The following is a 19,034-nucleotide window of genomic DNA, read 5'->3' as shown; positions in this document are numbered from 1 at the left end:
ACCTTTGGTTGCGGCCTTTTTCATAGCCAATGTGCGCTAAAAACGGGGCTGCATCCCATAGAATCTCTACTTGTGGCATGTGAGACAGGCCTTGGCTGCGCCTCCATAAACATCATCAAGGTCTATCGCTTCGTTAGGTCGAAGTGGATTGGATTGAAGCTTCGCCCGAGCTCGTTCGAGCCGTTTCTCGTGCTCCTCCCTTATCCTCGCTTGCCGTTTTGGTTGCTCCAACTCGGTCAAAGATTCACCCTGGCTCCACGTAAACGGCGAACCGTGCTCTAGCGCGGTTTTCTCGTACCGCTTCGCTTCCTCAAATGCTTCCGGATGTTCTTCTTTCAGGCGAACCCACTCGATCTTCTGCTGAAAGAAGCAGAAAGTGCACCCGCTCCTGCTGCGCCAGTGATAGTAGTCGGGAAGGCCTAGCCCGGAACCTTCAAGGATCTCAATGACACCAGGCTTGTCGATGTTCGCGTCCTTGAATGGTAATCGTACGAACAGCTTTTCCTTCTTAGACTGATATCCCTCACGGTACTCTTCATCGCTTCGGATGGCGACATACGAAACCACAGTGTCGCCGGCCTCCAAGTACTCGCGCACCCATTTCTCGAAAGGCCGAAGCTTCAGCTGCCGAGTACACCAACGGGACTGCGCGGACGGGAGATAGCTTTTATAGCTCTTCAACCAAAAATCGAAGTCACGATCTGGGTTGAGACGCTGGATCGGCTTGCCGAGATACCCCTCTAAACGGGTCAGATATTCATATACCTCGGGCAGTTCTTTCCCGGTGTCAGTAAAGAAGTAGTCGATATCGATCTCAGGGTGGCGCTGGCGCATGAAAATCGCGAGCGCTGCACTGTCCCGCCCGCCCGACAGACCCAAGACGTGGCGTGTTTGGCTCATGCACGTTCCCCAACGCGGCGTTTGTCATTCGCATTGAGATATTTGGACGCCACCTCGATAAGCGCAGCCAAGATAACCTCACGACGTTGCTGATCTGCTTCGCTGAGTGCCTGATCCAAGTTCCTTGCAAGTCTCTCAACGTCACCCCAATCAACATCGGCGACCTGGATCTCTTCGAAGAGCGAATGAGGCATGTCCTCTTTGCCCATGACAACAGCCATTGCGTGTCGACCATCTTTCCGGCCCTTCACCCGGGCCATGGTTTCAGTCTTCAAGAAGTTGGTCGCCAACTCGGTTAGACCGACGGCAGCCTGTTCGCGGTCACTGTCATTCCAATCTCGCGGAAGCTTATTGATGGCGACGCCAGCTAAGCCTTCCATGTCCTCGCGGGTTCCATGAAACTGCGTCAACCTACCGACAAACGCCTCAAGACGCAGATCGCCACCAATATGCCGAATGTTATCAGCACGATCACGAAGTGATTGGTATGCGTCTTCGGATTGACTGCGCACGTCGAGCTCCCGCAGCATCAAGTCCTTCAGATCTTCAAGGATCTTCGGGTAGGCAGCTCTCATTTCTGCAAGCGCGTCTCGGAGCAAAACCGCAGTTGCGTTTGGGTCGAAGCTACCGTCGGCGCGGGGTTCTGTCAGTTTTGGCAAATCATCAAACAGAAGCTTATTTGGATCACTCGCGCGCTTGAGGATTTCGCGAACCTTCAGCGTTTTGGGAGACAACGACTGAGTTCGGGACGTCCACGGGACAAGCGCATCAAATTCACCGATTATGGTTCTCGCGACAATGAGGGGCTGCACTTCGCCCTTGATCTTCAAAAGGCTGCCCAAGGTCTTCAGTGTTGCCCCAACAAAACCCTCCATTTCAACGCGCCGCAGCTGGATGTCCTTGCTGTCTCTTGCAAGAAATTCCACGCAGAGCTCATTGAAACTAGCTTGAAAGACGCCCTCCCCATAGACCGCGACGCGATCCCGGCGTGAAAACACATAAGCAGTCAGGAAGACAGGGCCAAGCCCACTCTTCAAACCGATCGGTGCTTCGCCCCAAGCACGAATAATTTCGTCGGCGCCTACTGTACCTGCCCGAGATGCCAATAGATCGTCAGCACATCGCCAAAGCGGTGCCAGCGCGCTTTCTGGAGTTGGCTGGAGATACGTTCCTCCATCGTGAATTCCCGATTCCTTCAGCAAGGAGATGTACAGACCACGCTCGGCGGGGTAGTTTTTTCCACCAAAGCCAAGATCATCCTCAACGCCTCGCATTGCCATGCGCTTCATGAGCTTTGTGCGTGCGCTCACAGCGTTCGATGATGGATCTGAGCAGTTCAGAAGCTCATTCGAGATCAGCGGGGCATCAGGATAGATGTGATCCGCGAGATCAGACAGTTGCTCGTTCAGGCGACGTTTGCTGAACTTTTGGGGCTTGTTGTTTCCCACATACCAATCACACTCATTGATCAAGTTATGCAGGAATGCCTCGATGCGTTGGCGAACCTCCGAAGATCGGGCATCGATTTCTTTGCGTGCAACAGGGTCGCCTTGCAGTTCCGGAAACCTTCTTTCGAGCGCATTGAGACCCTCGAGTTCGCGAGCGAGGTCGAGCAGTTTCGACGCCTCAGAGTGGTGACCGACGATCTGTGGAAATTCGGGATGGGCTTTCGCCGCGCGCGTGCATCTGTCGCGTGTTTCTCTTTGGCTCTCTCCGGCCATGGGGAGAGCAAAGACGACGCGTCCAATGATATCTTGCACGATTTTCGCTGGTTTTACGTCATCCAGTGCATCGATAGGTTCGATCACCATTTCAAACCAGCGCATGGCACCAGTCTCTTCGTGATGCCGTTTTGCAAGCATCGGTTGCAGGTCTGCAAGCGCGCGGACCAGATTGACGTCTATTTCTCTGGTTTCGGACAAGACTTCTTCAAGGCGAGCTTCGACGTCGAAGTCTGATCCTGCATAAAGGACGTAGCTGCCTACGTGTTTTCTAAAAACGATCTCCGATTGTTCTTCAAGGCGGGCCAGCGCGGTCTCAACATCAACACGACGAGTTTCGTTGAGCGCAAGCGCTAGGGTGTCGAGATCAGACACAAGCCCGGATCGCTCTTTGAGTAGCTCGAAGATTGCTATCGTCTTCAAAACGGCTTGTTCCGTTTCGCCTGCGCTCCGAGCAACGCATCGCTCCAAAACATCATGCGCTAAGGCCCACCGGCGTGCGTCAGCGGACGACAGGATCGCAGCTTCGAAATTTGATTGAAGGTAATCCCACAGCAAATGAGGAGGGTAGTATTCAGCGGCCAAATCTCTTGCGAGCGCATCCTGCAGACCAAAGGCTTCTGCCGAGCTCAAGAATGAAAACACACTCCGTTGGTTCTGCCCAAACCGCCTCCGAGAGAGTGGGCCTACAAGGCATGCGGTCAGAGGATGCAGCGGCGCAGTCCGAGCGAGTTTGCCGGCCATCCGCTTCGCTTCGGTTTTCTTCCGCAATGGCCGCAACTGAGTAACACATTCTTCTGCCAGAGGCAGAGCTTTTCGGACAGCGCGTTCGTGACCTAAAGCTTCCCCAATGAGTTCTACGGTTTCTTCAAGTGACACGGATATCGATATGTCGACGAACCGACCTTGAATTTTTGCCCAGGAATCTCTGGCTTTGCGTCCGAGGCGTTCCGCATATTCTTCAAACGCTTGGTGCAAAACGCCAAGGAAAATGAACCGTCCTTGGCTTCGAGCCGCAAGTTCGGCAATATCTTGAAGTAGGTGGAGGTCCCCGTCTCCATCTGCTGCTGCTTCCAGCCCGCGCCCTAGCTCATCCATGATGAGCAATAGGCATCGGTTTTTTGTTCTGCCTTCGATCTCCTTCAGGATTTCAGATGCGTTGCATGGCCTCGGCAGATCGAGGAGTTCGGCCAATTGGTCAGTCAGTGACCGCCGCTCGGTGACCAGTGGCAGCACATCCCATCGCGATGGGAAGTACGGGAGCGCGGATTTCAGGGCGTTGAAAACGTCGTCCCCAAACAGGCTGGCTGCCCGCTCTCTGATTGGCTTCGCGGCGCCGAACAAACATGCCAGCGCAACAGCCAGACTTGATTTGCCTCCGCCGTAAGGCCCTGTCCAAGTGAAGGCACCCTGTTCAGTTTCGGCTACGTGCGATGCCATGAATTTTATGGCCGCTCGAAAAGATGCGGGGCAATGAAAACCATCTATTGCGGTTGCGGATGCGAAGTCAATATCGAGCCGTACCGATCGTCTAAACCTTGGCGTGATCGTTGCGACTTCGCTCATGCTGCGACCTGCACCCGACTGCGACTGAGGGCATCCTTCAAGAGCCGGCGCTCAGTCTTCATTGATCGGTCTTTGTGGCGAATGATTTGCCGCAGACCCGCTGTTTCGGACCAAACGAGAGACCCGTCCGAGTTTTCTTCAAGCCGTTCAAGGCGCTCAACAATATCATCCTCGTCCAGAAGAAATACGCGCCCCGGTGAGCCGGGGGCGTAGGCGGTATTCTCAAATGTCATTGTCGATTGACTTGGTGAAAAGCGCTCCCAAAATTCTTTGAAACAGTACAGGAATACCGCATCTGGCAGGGTAGGTTTCCGACCGCGGGACAGTCGTGAGCGCGTCTTGTCCATAGGCCTTATCAAACCAAGCTCTGCGAGAATGGAGTCGCCCGCTTCACTCGACCCGCGTCCGCCGATGTAACTTCTCAGCAGGCATTGAAGATCGCGGTCAACTGTCGTTGGTGCCACGCGGCTCCACCCACATTCCAGAGCAAGTTTGAGAAGCTGCTCTTCGATATCTTTTCGAACGAAGCTTCCGCCTCGGTATTCATTGAAGAGCCAATAGGCCGAGGTTAGTCTTGGGCGTGAGACCAAGTTCCAATGAAGCAGCCATAGAGACGCATCTTCCTCAAGGTACGGATCCGTTCCGGTTTTCCCAAATAGCAGGTCGCCAAGCCAAGTCGTTTCAAGGCCTTCTTCGGTCTCGTCGAGCACACCTGCGGCTGTCGCCCAATATCTTATTGCACCGACCATGTTTCGCCCGACGCCAAAGCGCGCGATAGAGTCCGGGTCTCGGAAAACATGCACTGCGGCTTTCGCGGACGGCGCGTCGTCTACAGCACGATACGCTTTTTGTAGCCACCCATATCGCAAGGGGAAAGTCTCATGACCTGAGAAGGTCGGGCGATAGCCATCGGATTTAAGATTTTGCATGCTTGCCTGACCTGCTGGGGATGTCATCCAGTACACAACTCAGTTATACACTTTCTGGATACTCCGTCCAGTATTGGAGCTGACATGCAGGTTGGTGAAACGATCTATCTAGACTACCAAGCGTCGACACCCGTTGACGACCGCGTCGTTGAGGCAATGTCACATGCAACAAGAACCTTGTTTGCCAACCCTCATTCGGCAGATCACGCCCTCGGGTGGCAAGCCGCAGTCGCGATCAAGGAAGCAGCCCAAAAAGTCGGAAATCTCTTTGGATTACAGGGTGATGACGTTGTCTTCACGTCGGGCGCAAGTGAAGCGAATGCTATGGTTTTTCGCTCGGCTCAGAACATTTCGAAACTCACGAACCGCAATGCCGTACTCGTCGGAGCTGGTGATCATTGGTCTGTGCTGAATGAGGCGGAAAACGCTGGTCTGGTCGTCCAACATATTGCCCTCGACAGAGGCGGAGCGCCCGATGCCAACCATCTCAAAAATGTCATTAACGAACAGACAGCACTCGTATCGATCATTGGTGTAAACAACGAAAATGGCGCTATCACTGATCTCCGTGCCATTGCCGAGTTCTGCTCAAGACATGGCGTTCTCTTGCACGTCGATCTTTCCCAAGCTCCGTTGGCTTTGGACATCGATCTGCTCGAACTTGATGTCGGGCTTGCGACGATCTCCGCGCATAAGCTCTACGGTCCAAAGGGGGTAGGGGCTTTGCTGACCTTGCCTGGGATGTCCAAAGTCTTGAGGCCTGTGATCGTAGGTGCAGGCCAACAGGCTGGCTTGCGAGGTGGAACACAGCCAACCGAGCTGATCGTTGGGTTTGGAGAGGCATGTCGAATACTTGGAGAAGGCGGAGCGGCCGAGCGAAGGATGGTTGCGAATTTGCGAGACAGTTTCGTAATGCAACTGCAAGAGAAGGGTATAGCAGAGCTGGTTGGAGTGTTGAATCACCGACATCCCGGCAATGCGTTAATGCGGTTCCCTGGGTTTGACGCATCTGATCTCTTGGCGCGATTCCAACCGCAGATTGCCGCCTCATCTCAATCTGCCTGTTCTTCCGGATCGATCGAAACGTCTCACGTTTTGCGCGCCATGGACTGGTCAGACTCAGATGCAGCGGAGTGTATCCGATTTAGTTTTGGACGGTTTTCAACAGAAGGTCAGGTGATTGATGCCGTCAGCATCATATCTAATACTATTGACAAAATGTATTGAGTAAGATCGGCGCTGAGCTCAGGTGCGTCAGCTTTGCTGAATGTTGCAACCAAGTAGAAATGTCACTCGGTTTGCAAAGCAGAAGTGTCACCACAGAGCGCGACGGGAGCAAGGCTTAGCAGCCCGGAGACCTCAAATATCGCAGGGCTGAAAAGCCTTGCGGAGCTTCAGCCGCAGCACGAGCCTCCTTCTTGAATGGGCGGGCAGGGGACGGTTCCGTAGGAGCAATAGACGCAGCAGTCGCCCGGCTTTGGCTTCAGCACGACCTTGCAACTTGTGCATTCGTAAAACCATTGGCAGGCATCTGTCGGCATCGTTTCTTCGACTGATGTCCCGCATTCCGGGCATGTGATCGTGGACTGTAGAGCTACTTCGTTCGCTTGCGTTGCCATAGTGCGTATCCTGATAGAATTAGAAAACCTGCAAGGATCGGCAGCAATACGTCGTCACGGTAGACGTAGCTAAGCGCTCCACTGATCCCAAGTGTTCCGAACAACCAAGGTAGGAAGGGTGTGAGACAGCAGACCGCAGCCAATCCAGCTCCGCCTAAGCTCACAGGTAACAACCAACCCTTCATCGCGATTGCCTCCACAATGCCCACATGGTGCGGGCCGCGTCTTCTTCCCAAAATGGTGAACTGGCAGCCAAGAGAAATGCGAGTGTTGTGAAGCCAAGAAGGATGACCGTGGACCGTCTCCGACGCGCGCAACCCCATCTCTGCCAAAGCCGGATCCACCCCCAGGCCAGGATCAAACCGACAACAACCAGAATCTCTACGCGATAAGCAACGAAGGGACCAAGCATCGTCAGCCACGTGCCACCGAGTCCAATAATCGACAGCCCAATGGGCAGAACACAGCAAGACGCGCTGAGTAAAGCGAGAAAACCTGCTCCGCCGATCAAAATGCGGTTTGGGCCATTCACTTCTTCTTCGAGGGTATCGGTGTTCGACATCATGAAAATCTGATACAACCTGTAGTCACTACAGGAGCAAGTGGAGAATGTTCACGTGATCGCGATTGGAGAAGCTTCACGTTTGAGCGGCGTATCGATTGAAACGATCCGCTACTATGAACGCGAGGGTATCGTCACAAAAGCACAGCGCACCGCGTCGGGCCGAAGACTGTACTCAAACGCTGAGATATCTGAGCTCCGCTTTATCAAACGGTGCCGTGATCTAGGCTTCTCTGTCCACGACGCGGTCGCGCTAAAAAACTTGGCAAAGGTGCCATCGGACGCATGTGAAGCGGTCGAACAACTTGGCCGAAAACACCTTGAGCATGTCCAAGCGAAGATCTTCGAGCTTCAGAAACTTGAAGGGGCTTTATCCGAGTTGGTCGAAAACTGCTCGGCCGGTACACGTGATTGCCCGATGCTGGACGCACTAATGACCTCGACCTCAGCCGAGGGACATTAGGTCTCTGCGGCCCGCTTTGCTGCGTAGTGAAGTTCAAGTTTAGATGGCCTTCCTGGCGGTCGCCGCCCAGTTTTTACATATCCATTCTTGCGGCTGACCGGTTTGACCTTGGGACTGGCTGGCTGCGGATCCTGCTCGGCCTTGATGTGGGCCAGCACCGCGCTGAGATGTTTGCTCTCTGTGATTGCGGCATGAGTGACACGCCGTTCCGGGTTGAGAATCGAATGGGGCAGGGCGATACCTTTGGTCCTGACTTGGATACGTCCGTCCGGCATCTCGTAGACATCCACGTACTTGCCGACGAGACCGCGGGTCAGGTCGTTCACTTCCAGCTTGATCCGCTTACGGTCATACTTCAGCGTCAAATCCTTGGTGACATAGCGTTTGTCGCGGAGGCAGAACACTTCGGCAAGGCGATCCGGCTCGATGTTCAAGGCGCGGTGCAGGTTGTCTGGCTTGGCGGGAGCCTTCGCAAACTTGCCGTTATAGCGTTCGATGAAGCCAGACAGAAAAGCATTGCCGTCCTCCATGTTTGAGATCCCCGCAATGCGAAGCTCCTTGACGAGGCGGTCTTGCAATGTGCGGTTTGCGCGTTCGACGCGACCTTTGGCTTGAGAAGAGTTTGCGCAGATGATCTCGATGTTCAACTCCGCCAGGGCACGCCCGAATTGGGTCATGCCCGTCATGTGTTCGTTGGGCTTTGGAACACGGAAGACGGTGTGCTTGTCGCTGTAGAAGGCGACAGGGCGACCGTGTTTGAGCAGATAGCTTTCCAGTGCTTCGAAGTAGCTGAAGGTGCTCTCTGAGGTCACAAACCGCAGTTCCATCAACGTGCTGGTCGCATCGTCAATGAAAACGAGCAGGGTGCAAGGATCGCCGCGATCCTCGAACCATCGGTGGTCTGAGCCGTCGATCTGGATCAACTCACCGTAGCATTCCCGGCGCGATCGTGGCTGGTGGAACGTGCGGCGCTGTTTGCGCGAAAGCCAAAGACCGTCTTCCTGCATCCACTTGCGAACTGTCTCGCGCGACACCTTAAAGCCGCGATGCTCGACCAGCATCTCAGTTGCAAGTGTTGGCCCGAAGTCTGAATACTGCTCTTTGATCACACTTAAGGCGTAGTCTCGTTTGGCAGGATGGATGCAATTGTTCGGACGTTTGCCGCGCGCCTTGTGCCGGATCGCTGATGCGCCATCGTGTCGATACCGCTTCAACAGCCGAAATACCTGGCGACGTGTCAGGTCCAACATGTTCGCTGCGTTGTCGACGGTTAGACGTCCATCATCAACCTGTGCCAACACTTCCACGCGGTTCAGCTCGCGCTCGCTCATAATCACCCATCCCATGTCCGATCTCTCTGCTCGTTATCATTGCGGGCGAGAGTGACATTCCTGATTTGCAGACGGGTGACATTTTAGCTTTGCGGCTACAGCTGACATGGCGCATAATCAATCTTATGTTAAGTAATATGCAATTTCCTGACCCGGGATATTGCAATCAACAGGAAGACGGAAACACTGAGCGATTTGGATGACTGTCTGTAGAAAAGCATCTTCTTTTAAAGCTAGACTGAAGACAACGCTTAAGCTTGGTCTACTCAATTGGAACGGCACTTCACCACCCGGATGCCAGGAATGGTATTTCTCAGAAACGTCCTGCTATTCAGTCTCGCAGGATTGCTGCCGGGCTTGATACTCTACATCGCGCTTTCGCCTGGTTTTACAGCCGCTTTGGCAGGCGGAGGTCCCGCTCTAGGGCGATTTTTGCGGCAGGTTTTGACGAACGGTTTGCCAGTAGTTGTCATCGTCAACTACGTTGGTTTCTTTCTCTTCGCGCTGTCTCACGAAAGTTCCAGAAGCGGTCACGATCCAGGGACCTACATCGTCGTCGACATCTTCTTCAGACTTGGTCTTTTCGTTGGCCTTCACGCGTTAATTTACGTTGCTTCAGCCGACTGGTACGGATCGTTTGGTGGAAGCCGTGCGACGGCTTTGCGGGTCGTCGCACCGACACTTGCGCGCTCTGCACTCTTCGACAACATCTCCGGGGTCTATCTCTATGCAACTTTGGTAAGCGCCATACCTTTGTACGCATCAGCGGTCCGGCGCTCGACACGCCTCGCGCCGGTGCTCCGCTTCTTTCCCGCACCTATCGGACCGACTGCCTTCGCGCTTCTGATATTTTTCGCCGGAGCAGGCTGCCTGACAGCTCTGGCAACCGTTTTCGTTCGTCTGCAGCTCTAGGTCGACATTGCAGACTGCCCGTGGGCCAATACTCGCACAATCGCCAGAACCCAAATCCCGACAAGCACGGCACTCCAAAAAGCATTCCAACTTGCCATTGACAGAGTAAGGAACTCCCAGGCGACCTCGTCGCACATGACCAGGTTGGAAGGACCCGACGATGCTGATGGGAGAAGATCTGCGCCGGTCATATTCGAGAAATCCAGTCCGGACCCGGTGCAAGATGTGGGCCCTTGCCACCAGTCGCGTTCGACACCCGTGTGGTACACCCCGATAGCAGCGGTCGTCGCTGCGGACGCGGCACCAACAGCTAGGAAAAGCAATGGAGCAAGTCCAATGGCCACGAACACGCCTGCCCCAATCGCCACGGCGTGTGGATACCTCTGCCAGATGCACATCGCGCACGGTGCATAACCAAGTGCCTGAAAGCTGAATGCACCGAGTAGGAGACCCGCCGATCCAAGGGCGGCGATACCGCCAATCTGCATAGGGGATAATGATCTCATGCTTAACCCTCTTAACCTGATACCAGTGTCGATATGCTCAGAGTTTGCGGTCGACAATGCTTTGACGACCGCAAACAACTGTTTAGTTCGGCATCATTGCGCCGATTGCGTACATGCCATCCTCGCCTTGCACGAGCATGAGCGTCACCTCGTCACCGGCGGCCACCTCGCCCATCATCTGTGCGTTGTCGAGCACCGTCAGATCCATCGTCATTGCCGGCCAACCGATTTCAGGGATGGGGTCATGGCTTACATTTGCGACTCCGTCACCCATCGAATTGATCACGGCTTTGGCATGGACAGCTCCCTCCATTTGTTCATCCGACATCGGCATGTTGGAGTGATCCATGTTGTGGTTCATCTGGGCGAAACCTGCCGTCACGGTGATGCTGAGCAGAGCAAGTGTTGCTGTCAGTGTTTTCATTGGTGTCTCCATTTGTTTGGGTTGATAGTTGAATTATTCAGCGGGCAGCGCATCGGTCGGTCGCAGAACAAGGGGACCGATCTCGCGGTTCACGCGGCGCAGTGCGAGCCGCTTCCAGATCACGAAGATCGAAGGAATGACGAACAGAGTCAGTAGCGTTGCGGTGACCATTCCGCCGATCATGGGGGCCGCAATCCGCTGCATGATTTCAGAGCCGGTCCCGGTGCCATACATGATCGGGATGAGGGCCGCGAAGATCGTGGCCACCGTCATGACTTTCGGTCTGACCCGCAAAACGGCACCTTCGAACACCGCGTCTTCGATATCGTCACGGGTCAGCTTGCGTGTTTCGGACTGGGCCAGTTTTCGCCGCTTTTCCCAAGCAAGGTTGAGGTAAAGCAGCATGACGATAGCCGTCTCGACAGCTACACCCGCAAGGGCAATGAAGCCAACCAGCACGGCAATCGAGATATCGAAACTGAGATACCACAGGAACCAGACGCCCCCCGCGAGTGCCACCGGAAGGGCAGCAAGGATGATGCCGACCTCGATTACCCGATTGAAGGCGAGAAACAGCATCAGCGTGATGATCAACAAGGTCGCGGGTGCCACGATGGCAAGCCTGTCCTGCATCCGCTCGATATACTCGTACTGACCGGACCAAGTCAGAGAGTAGCCGGGTGGCAAGTCTACAGTCTCAGCAACGACCTTCTGGGCTTCAGCCACGTATCCGCCCAAGTCTCGCCCGGCGATGTCGATGAAGACGAAACCTGTCCGCCTTGCATTCTCTGAACGGATCATGCCAGGCCCATCAACGATGCGGATATCCGCGAGGGCCGTTAGAGGTACATGTGCGCCGGAAGGTGTGACGACCGGCAGGTTTTCGAGCCGCTCGGGGCTGTCGCGCCACGCCTGCGGATAGCGCAGGTTGATAGGGAAACGCTCGAGACCTTCAACCGACTCTGAGACCTGCATCCCGCCGATCGCAGTCTGCACAACATCCTGCACATCCCGGACACTCATCATGTACCGCGCGGCAGCGTCCCGCTTCACGTCAATTTCGATGAATCGACCGCCGACTGGTCGTTCTGCATAGGCGGACGCCGTGCCTTCGATCTCCGCGACAGCGCGTTCAACCTCTATCCCGATCTGCGTAATCACATCGAGATCGGCCCCCGAGACCTTCACACCAACTGGTGTGCGGATCCCGGTTGCCAGCATATCGATGCGGTTTTTGATGGGCTGGATCCAAACATTTGTGACACCCGGCACCTGGACCGTCCGATCAAGCTCGTCGCGGATTTTCTCCATCGTCATGCCGGGACGCCATTCTTCTTCCGGCTTCAGCTGGATCGTTGTCTCGACCATCGTCAGGGGCGCGGGATCGGTTGCCGTCTCAGCCCGTCCCACCTTGCCGTGAACAGTTTCGACCTCCGGAATGGTTGCGATCAGTCGATTGGTCTGTTGGAGAACTTCGCGCGCTTTTCCTGTCGATATGCCCGGGTAGAAGCTGGGCATGTAAAGGAAGTCGCCCTCATTCAGCTCCGGCATGAACTCTGAACCAAGGCGCTGATAGGGATACCACATCGAGGCGACCAGCGCACCGGCCAGCAAAGTGGTGGCCCAAGGCCATGCGATCGCCGCATCAAGGAACGGGCGATAGATGAAGACAACCAGCCTGTTCAGCGGGTTCTTCCGTTCAGGCAGAATCCGCCCTCGAACGAAGTACCCCATCAAGACTGGCACGAGCGTGATCGACAAGATCGCCGCGGCGGCCATCGCGTAGGTTTTGGTATAGGCGAGTGGAGAGAATAGCCGCCCCTCCTGGTTTTCCAGCACGAAGACAGGGAGGAAGCTTACCGTGATGATCGCGAGGGAATAGAAGAGTGCCGGGCCGACCTCGGCCGCACATTCCTGCACGATCCGCCATCTGTTCTCTGCGGTCAGTTTTTCCTTTTCCAGTCTTCGGTGCATAGCCTCGATCATGACAATAGACGCATCCACCATTGCCCCGATCGCGATGGCTATGCCGCCAAGGGACATGATATTGGCGTTCACGCCCTGTGCTTTCATCAGGATGAACGCGGCGAAAATTCCCAATGGCAGCGACAGCAGGATCACCAGCGAGGATCGCAGGTGCAGCAGGAAGGCGGCACAGACCAGAACCACCACAATGAATTCCTGCGTTAGCTTCTTCTGCAGGTTTTCGATGGCCCGCTCGATGACGCCTGACCGGTCGTAGGTCGTTATGATCTCGACGCCGTCCGGCAGGTTGGGCCGCAACTCCTCAATGCGCTCTTCGACCGCTTTGATCGTTGCAAGAGCATTGCCACCCCAACGCAGAACCACGACGCCTCCGACGGCGTCCCCTTCCCCATCAAGTTCACCGACGCCGCGCCGCATCTCCGGTCCCAACCGAATGTCCGCGACGTCCCCAAGGGTGAGTGCCGCGCCGCGCTCGTTGACCATGAGAGGCGCGCTTGCGAGATCTGACAGCTCATCGATGTAGCCGGACGAGCGGATCATGAACTCCGCTTCGCCCATCTCGATGACGCTGCCGCCGGTTTCACGGTTGGCGGCTTGGATCGCGTTTCTGAGCTGGGCCAGCGTGATGTCATAGGCCCGGAGTTTGTTGGGATCGACAACAACCTGGTATTGTTTGACCATGCCGCCGATGGTGGCGACCTCGGACACACCATCCACGGCTTGCAATTCGTATTTCAGGAACCAGTCTTGGAGTGTTCTGAGTTGGGCCAGATCATGATTTCCAGTCCGGTCAATCAGCGCGTACTGATAAATCCATCCCACGCCCGTGGCATCGGGTCCAAGCTGCGGTGAGACCCCCTCCGGCAAGCTGCCTGAGATCTGTCCGAGATATTCCAACACACGAGATCTGGCCCAGTAAAGATCCGTGCCGTCTTCGAAAACAACATAGACAAAGCTGTCGCCGAAAAAGGAAAACCCACGGACGTCCTCGGCACCGGGCACTGCAAGCAAGGCCGTCGCGAGCGGGTATGTTATCTGGTTTTCTACGACCTGGGGCGCCTGTCCCGGATAGGGTGTGCGGACGATCACCTGTACATCGGACAAATCCGGAATAGCATCGACCGGTGTTTCGCGGATGGCCCAAATGCCTGCCGCACCCATCATGAAGGCTAAAGCAACAATGACGAACCTGTTGGCGAGCGAGATGCGTATTATCGCCGGGATCATTGCGTCACGCTCCCGTCAACGGTCACATCCAAGAGCGTCATCGAGAAGTCAGGGTTTCGTCGCAGAATAAGCGTCACGTCAGTTCCAATTGGCAGGCGTGAAACCTCGACGTCCTCCGACAATGGAAAATCCATGGTCATGCCTGGCATCCCGATTTCGACCATGGGGCCATGAGTGACGTTTGCTGTCCTCGTATCATTGTCGATGGAGTTGATCTGACCTGTGACCTGCATCGGTGGAGGGACAACTTCAGCCGCGGCCAGAACCATATTCATTCCATCCGGACGCGCGAAGGTCAGCGTCATTTCGGCGTCTGTCGGCAAGGATGCTAGATCAATTGAGGGATCAATCGGGAAGTCCATGGTCATCCCAGGCATCCCGATTTCTTTCATCGGCCCATGGCTGATCGTTGCTTTGAGCGCCGCGGCATCCACAGCGTTGATGGAGCCGGTCGTGACAATAGGGGCGGCGGCGGGGGTCACCGGTTCGGCCGCAGCCAAAACCATATTCATCCCGTCCGGGCGCGCGAATGTCAGCGTCATTTCCGCGCCGGTCATCAATGTAGTCGCATCCAAGGCTGGATCGATGGGAAACTCCATGGTCATCCCGGGCATGCCGATTTCAGCCATCGGACCATGAGTGATCGTCGCTCTCCCATTCTCGGCGTTCAGAGCATCAATGGTCCCAGAGACGACGATTGGTGGAGCCCCTTCCGCGGGCTCCTCTGCTGGCTCCATCACGGCGACGGACTCTGCGCCTTCGGCACGGACTGCTATGACAGAGAACATTCCGCCGTCGTCCGCTGCCAAATCAAACTCAATAGGTGCATCAAGCGGCACTGCGTCGAGATCGACACCAACCACCGGTAGATCCATGGTCATGGCGGGCCAGCCAAGCTCAGGGATTGGACCGTGCTCAAGGGTCAATTTGCCGTCTGGCGTGACGGCCAGAGCCATCCCGGTTCCCGTACCTGCAATGCCGTCATCAGGTGCAAGCTCCATCAAGCTGAGAAGCCCGTCGGCACCCCTTGCAGCAAGAAAGGCGACCTCGTCACCCGCATTCAGCCGGTCAAGCGAAACGCCAGCCCTTACAGGAAACTCGGACGTCATCGCCGGCCAGTCCAGGCTCTCGAGCATATCATGACGAACGCGCGCGACCCGGGTTTCGCGGTCGAGATCTACGAGAATGCCTTTGCCGCGGGCAGGCTCCGCATCCGTTGGTGCCATGCGCATAAAGCCGGCACTCAGAGCGCTTTCGCTGTCGATCAGGAATTGTGCGGAGGCCACCACCTCCTCGCCGGGCCCAATCCCCTGCAAAATCTCGGTACGTCCACCTTCGCCGAAACTGTCTCGCAATCCTGTAGTCACCAGTCTGGGTTTGAAGGTCCCCTCACCCGTTTTCAGAATGACCCGTTCCGCTGATCCAGTGCGGATCACTGCCTCTGACGGTACGGTCAATACAGTCCGTGTTTCTGTCGGTACTAGGCTTACGCTCCCGAACATGCCGGGACGAAGGACACCATCGGAATTGTCGAACCTTAGCCTTACAGGCAGGGTCCGGGTCTGAGGGTCCAGCTCGGGATAAATATAGTCGATCTCACCTTCGAAACTGCGTCCCGGAAGATGTTCGAACTGAGCGACCGCTCGCATATCGTCCGAGAGTCTGGCGATGTCACGTTCGAAGACGTCGACGATGAGCCAGACTTGAGACAGATCCGCGACTGAAAACGCGAGTGTCCCAGGTTGCAAATACATCCCGTCCGCCGCATTCAGGGCGATGACAACACCGTTCTGCGGGGCTTCGATTTCGATGTTGCGTACAAGTTCACCCCCAGCCTCGATTTCGGCAATCTGACGTGCTGACATGCCGTGGCTCATCAGCTTATTGCGAGCCGCATCAAGGATACGAGGGTCACCAGCCTCAACGGCGCGCACCAAATCGCCGGTTGCCGCAGCAATCAGTGGTGAGAACAATTCGAACAGTACTTGTTCTCCTTGCACTCGGTCACCGACGGCCCTCACCTTGAGTTTCTCGATCCACCCTTCGACGCGGGTGTGCACGTGGCTGGTCAAATGCTCATCATATCCGACGAACCCAACAGTCTCGATTCGAGGCTCGACCTCCGTCATGCGTGAGAGCGCTGTGCGCACCCCAATCGCGTTGATTTCAGCCGCGTCCAGCGTGACTTCCGAGGGATCCCCCGAAGGCTCTTCGCCCTCGTACACAGGGACCAGGTCCATCCCCATGGGTGATTTCCCCGGACCGGGTTGCCGGAAGTTCGGGTCCATCGGGGCAACCCAGTAGAGGATTTCAGGCCCGGTGGATCCGGCCTGTGCCACCGGGTTCAAGTAAAGACGTTCAAGGAATATTCCGCCGCCAACTCCGGCAGCGAGAGCAAGGACTGAAAGTGCCGCGTATCTTCCACGCATGAATATCGTCTCCTGACGGCTGCACCGGATGCAGCGATCGCATGATCAAAAAGCCCGCGTAGGCGGACAGCGAAATGTCAGGAGTGTTGGGGCGGTCGGTCGGGGACGAGCGGCTCTCGGGTTGAGTGTGCCGCAAAAAGCCTCATCTCAGCCGGTGGAGCTGCGGCGCTTTCGTCGCTCCGATCCGCAATGGTAACTTGGTAATCCATGACGCAGCACAGACAGGTAAGGCATCCGTCGCCATGTCCTGCGTGAACATCTTTTTTGTCGTCCGACATGTCATGAGAATGATGCGCGTGGATGTTACCGGGCGATCCGTTGACGATATGAAAACCATCCTCCGCGCTGCTGATCTCTTCTCCAAACGGCATCGCTTGGGTTCCGACGACTGTGATCGTCAGACACACAAGGGCAAGACATGCCGATCGCAGAAAAAAGAACGCGTTCAAAATCATAAGCGTGAGATAGCGCTCTCCAGAAGTTGCGGCAATCGGAGCGGGACAGAAAGATTGTATCAGTTTGTAAAGTTGACCTTTTCCAAGGCTGCACACTACGACTTTTAGGGGGACACGGTGAGATCAGACTTCAGATGGATTCCAAGAAACGGTCAACACTTTTGACGATCGGTGCGGTCATCGCAGGGTACGCGGCCCTGCGCACAGTTCCGTCGCTGCTTCCGGAAAAACTGGAGCTGCAGGCGCTCGATAGTCCAGCTGGATTTCGAAAGTATGTTGCGGGTGAGACGTCAGGCGGCTTCGATCCGTTTGTAGGCCTTGGCACGGCGGACAGCACCGAGGTGGCAGCGCAGAAAGCAGCAGCTTTGCAGCGTGTTTCCGAGAATATTTGTTCGGCCCTGTACGGTGGTCTGAGTCCTACGCCTACCCAGGTCCCGATGGCGTCGTTCTCGGATTACTATTGCCCCTTTTGCCGGGTGCAGACCAAACGGTTGGCCGACATGACGAGCGAGATGCCGGACAGAATTACAGTGGCCTGGCACGAGTTGCCGCTCCTCGGCGATACGTCGAATCTCGCGGCTAAAGCGGCTTTGGCAGCGAAACGGCAAAATGCCTATGTCGCCTTTCATGAACGGCTGATGAAATCCCCTTTCCAGGCAACGCCAGAATATCTCTCGCGCCTCGCCACTGATCTTGGCGTCGATAGCGAGAAATTGGTTGCCGACATGCAGAGTGCTGCGATCGCGCGCGAATTGGAGGACAGCGCGGCTCTTGCACGCGTGTTCGCCTTTGTCGGCACGCCGGCCCTCGTGATCGGCCGGACCGTCGTCCAAGGTCAGATCAGCGACAATATGGTTCGGGAAATCATCGCGCTGGAGCGCGAAGAGGGTTGGCGAGATGTCTGCACGGCTGCATAGGCTGGAAGGCTCGCCCCAAGATGTCTTGGCGTTTGTCGTCCATCGACTGTGGAGACAATATGGATAGGCGGTGTTTCTTCCTGCTTGGCTCGTCGTGGGTCGTGGCCCCGCAGTTCGTCGCGGCCGCGACCCGCACGATCTGGTCGGCTGCCGAGACTGCCGACGCATTGGCGCAGAACAGGGTTTCCCTGATCGATGTGCGATCGCGGCCTGAGTGGATAGAAACGGGCGTCGCAAAAGATGCATGGCCGATCAGCATGCATGAACCGGGATTCGAGCACCGCTTGTTCGCCGCACGCGATTTCTCAGGCGAGAAACCCATTGCTCTGATCTGCGCCACCGGAGGGCGCAGTGGCCACCTTTTGAGCGCCTTGAAGCAAGCTGGATACACGGGCTTCATCGATGTCTCAGAAGGGATGCTGGGATCACCGAAGGGGCCAGGCTGGATCGCACGCGGATTGCCCGTGACGGATATGGAGGCGGCGTTGGCAAGCCTGCCTGACACTTTGCGTTGATCGCATGCTCATCAAAATGACGGTCCGCGTCTTTCGCTTCGGAGTTTGGCCTCTGCTCCTCCTTCTTGGTTGCGTCGGCCTTTTCCTATCCGATGCCGCCAAGGCTGCCGAATCCGAGGGCTTTTCAAACCCCGCCGTAACCGCGCGTCTGATCTCGGCCGAAGACGGGATTGCGCCAGATGCCGCCTCGGTTTCACTTGGATTGGCTTTGGAGTACGGCGAGGGTTGGAAAGGATACTGGCGCACGCCCGGTGAGGTTGGCCTAGCGCCGGAGATCGACTGGACTGGTTCGACCAATCTGAAATCTGCGGAGCTGCTCTGGCCCGCGCCGGAACGTTTCGAGGCCTTCGGAATCGAGAACTTTGGCTATTCGGGTCAGGTTGTCTTGCCGATCCGCGCGAGACTTGAAGACGCCGGGCACCCTCTGAAACTGCGTGCCCGTGTGTCCTTGCTGACATGTTCGACTGTCTGTGTGCCCCATGACTTCGATCTTTCACTCGCCCTGCCTCAAGGTACCGGAATCGACACAAACTCGGCAGGCCAGATTGCCACCTATGCCGAACGTGTTCCCG

General features: G+C 56.0%; 17 protein-coding genes. 6 read left to right on the top strand and 11 right to left on the bottom strand.

Translation table 11 applies throughout. The annotated features are described in order from the left end of the window. Positions 1 to 66 precede the first annotated feature (66 nt). The 3 genes from ACP150_RS19560 to ACP150_RS19550 are packed head-to-tail and all read right to left on the bottom strand — an operon-like array spanning position 67 to position 5,116. Positions 67 to 900 carry a phosphoadenosine phosphosulfate reductase family protein gene (locus tag ACP150_RS19560; protein WP_424968390.1) on the bottom strand — a complete coding sequence of 278 codons (834 nt, stop codon included), beginning with the start codon at positions 898 to 900 and terminating at the stop codon, positions 67 to 69. After that, the gene (locus tag ACP150_RS19555; protein WP_424968389.1) at positions 897 to 4,187 is read right to left on the bottom strand and encodes a hypothetical protein; all 3,291 of its coding nucleotides are present in this window, start codon (positions 4,185 to 4,187) and stop codon (positions 897 to 899) included. The genes ACP150_RS19560 and ACP150_RS19555 overlap by 4 nt, the downstream gene beginning before the upstream one ends. Then, positions 4,184 to 5,116 carry a DUF4007 family protein gene (locus ACP150_RS19550; protein ID WP_424968388.1) on the bottom strand — a complete coding sequence of 311 codons (933 nt, stop codon included), beginning with the start codon at positions 5,114 to 5,116 and terminating at the stop codon, positions 4,184 to 4,186. Before ACP150_RS19550 ends, ACP150_RS19555 begins: the two co-directional genes overlap by 4 nt. An 84-nt stretch (positions 5,117 to 5,200) precedes the next feature. On the opposite strand from ACP150_RS19550, the gene ACP150_RS19545 reads away from it, so the two are divergent. Continuing rightward, positions 5,201 to 6,343: a cysteine desulfurase family protein gene (locus tag ACP150_RS19545; protein ID WP_424968387.1), complete on the top strand. Its 1,143-nt coding sequence runs from the start codon at positions 5,201 to 5,203 to the stop codon at positions 6,341 to 6,343. A 167-nt stretch (positions 6,344 to 6,510) separates the two neighbouring features. Here ACP150_RS19545 and ACP150_RS19540 read toward each other — a convergent pair whose 3' ends face one another. Genes ACP150_RS19540 through ACP150_RS19530 form a run of 3 tightly spaced genes read right to left on the bottom strand, consistent with a single transcriptional unit; the run spans position 6,511 to position 7,300 of the window. Next, complete coding sequence (locus ACP150_RS19540; protein ID WP_424968386.1) at positions 6,511 to 6,735, bottom strand: GDCCVxC domain-containing (seleno)protein; 225 nt, start codon at positions 6,733 to 6,735, stop codon at positions 6,511 to 6,513. Next, on the bottom strand, positions 6,711 to 6,920 hold the full coding sequence (gene merF / locus ACP150_RS19535) for a mercury resistance system transport protein MerF (protein WP_424968385.1): 210 nt from the start codon (positions 6,918 to 6,920) through the stop codon (positions 6,711 to 6,713). Before merF ends, ACP150_RS19540 begins: the two co-directional genes overlap by 25 nt. After that, complete coding sequence (locus ACP150_RS19530) at positions 6,917 to 7,300, bottom strand: hypothetical protein (RefSeq protein WP_424968384.1); 384 nt, start codon at positions 7,298 to 7,300, stop codon at positions 6,917 to 6,919. Before ACP150_RS19530 ends, merF begins: the two co-directional genes overlap by 4 nt. Positions 7,301 to 7,352: 52 nt before the next feature. On the opposite strand from ACP150_RS19530, the gene ACP150_RS19525 reads away from it, so the two are divergent. Further along, positions 7,353 to 7,760: a MerR family transcriptional regulator gene (locus tag ACP150_RS19525; RefSeq protein ID WP_424968383.1), complete on the top strand. Its 408-nt coding sequence runs from the start codon at positions 7,353 to 7,355 to the stop codon at positions 7,758 to 7,760. On the opposite strand, the gene ACP150_RS19520 is transcribed toward ACP150_RS19525, so the two are convergent. Next, positions 7,757 to 9,106 carry an ISNCY family transposase gene (locus ACP150_RS19520; protein ID WP_424968382.1) on the bottom strand — a complete coding sequence of 450 codons (1,350 nt, stop codon included), beginning with the start codon at positions 9,104 to 9,106 and terminating at the stop codon, positions 7,757 to 7,759. The two genes, ACP150_RS19525 and ACP150_RS19520, sit on opposite strands and share 4 nt — an antisense overlap. Before the next feature lie 288 nt (positions 9,107 to 9,394). On the opposite strand from ACP150_RS19520, the gene ACP150_RS19515 reads away from it, so the two are divergent. Continuing rightward, on the top strand, positions 9,395 to 10,003 hold the full coding sequence (locus ACP150_RS19515) for a hypothetical protein (RefSeq protein WP_424968381.1): 609 nt from the start codon (positions 9,395 to 9,397) through the stop codon (positions 10,001 to 10,003). Here ACP150_RS19515 and ACP150_RS19510 read toward each other — a convergent pair. The 4 genes from ACP150_RS19510 to ACP150_RS19495 form a co-directional block, all read right to left on the bottom strand. Further along, the gene (locus ACP150_RS19510; RefSeq protein WP_424968464.1) at positions 10,000 to 10,491 is read right to left on the bottom strand and encodes a disulfide bond formation protein B; all 492 of its coding nucleotides are present in this window, start codon (positions 10,489 to 10,491) and stop codon (positions 10,000 to 10,002) included. The genes ACP150_RS19515 and ACP150_RS19510 overlap by 4 nt on opposite strands. 100 nt (positions 10,492 to 10,591) lie before the next feature. Next, positions 10,592 to 10,933 (bottom strand): copper-binding protein, encoded by a 342-nt coding sequence (locus ACP150_RS19505; RefSeq protein ID WP_424968380.1) that lies wholly within the window; start codon positions 10,931 to 10,933, stop codon positions 10,592 to 10,594. 33 nt (positions 10,934 to 10,966) lie between these two features. Further along, positions 10,967 to 14,146: an efflux RND transporter permease subunit gene (locus ACP150_RS19500; protein WP_424968379.1), complete on the bottom strand. Its 3,180-nt coding sequence runs from the start codon at positions 14,144 to 14,146 to the stop codon at positions 10,967 to 10,969. Continuing rightward, positions 14,143 to 16,575, bottom strand: coding sequence for an efflux RND transporter periplasmic adaptor subunit (locus ACP150_RS19495; protein WP_424968378.1), 2,433 nt, complete (start codon positions 16,573 to 16,575; stop codon positions 14,143 to 14,145). Before ACP150_RS19495 ends, ACP150_RS19500 begins: the two co-directional genes overlap by 4 nt. A 589-nt stretch (positions 16,576 to 17,164) precedes the next feature. Between ACP150_RS19495 and ACP150_RS19490 the strand changes: the two genes are divergently transcribed. The 3 genes from ACP150_RS19490 to ACP150_RS19480 form a co-directional block, all read left to right on the top strand. Continuing rightward, complete coding sequence (locus tag ACP150_RS19490) at positions 17,165 to 17,947, top strand: DsbA family protein (RefSeq protein WP_424968377.1); 783 nt, start codon at positions 17,165 to 17,167, stop codon at positions 17,945 to 17,947. A gap of 20 nt (positions 17,948 to 17,967) precedes the next feature. Beyond that, the gene (locus ACP150_RS19485) at positions 17,968 to 18,462 is read left to right on the top strand and encodes a rhodanese-like domain-containing protein (RefSeq protein WP_424968376.1); all 495 of its coding nucleotides are present in this window, start codon (positions 17,968 to 17,970) and stop codon (positions 18,460 to 18,462) included. A gap of 4 nt (positions 18,463 to 18,466) precedes the next feature. Then, a partial coding sequence (locus tag ACP150_RS19480; protein ID WP_424968375.1) for a protein-disulfide reductase DsbD domain-containing protein occupies positions 18,467 to 19,034 on the top strand: 568 nt, incomplete at its 3' end.

The organism is Dinoroseobacter sp. S375, from assembly GCF_049800775.1.
Taxonomy (GTDB): Bacteria; Pseudomonadota; Alphaproteobacteria; order Rhodobacterales; family Rhodobacteraceae; genus Dinoroseobacter.
This window is presented reverse-complemented; position numbering and strand designations above follow the sequence as displayed.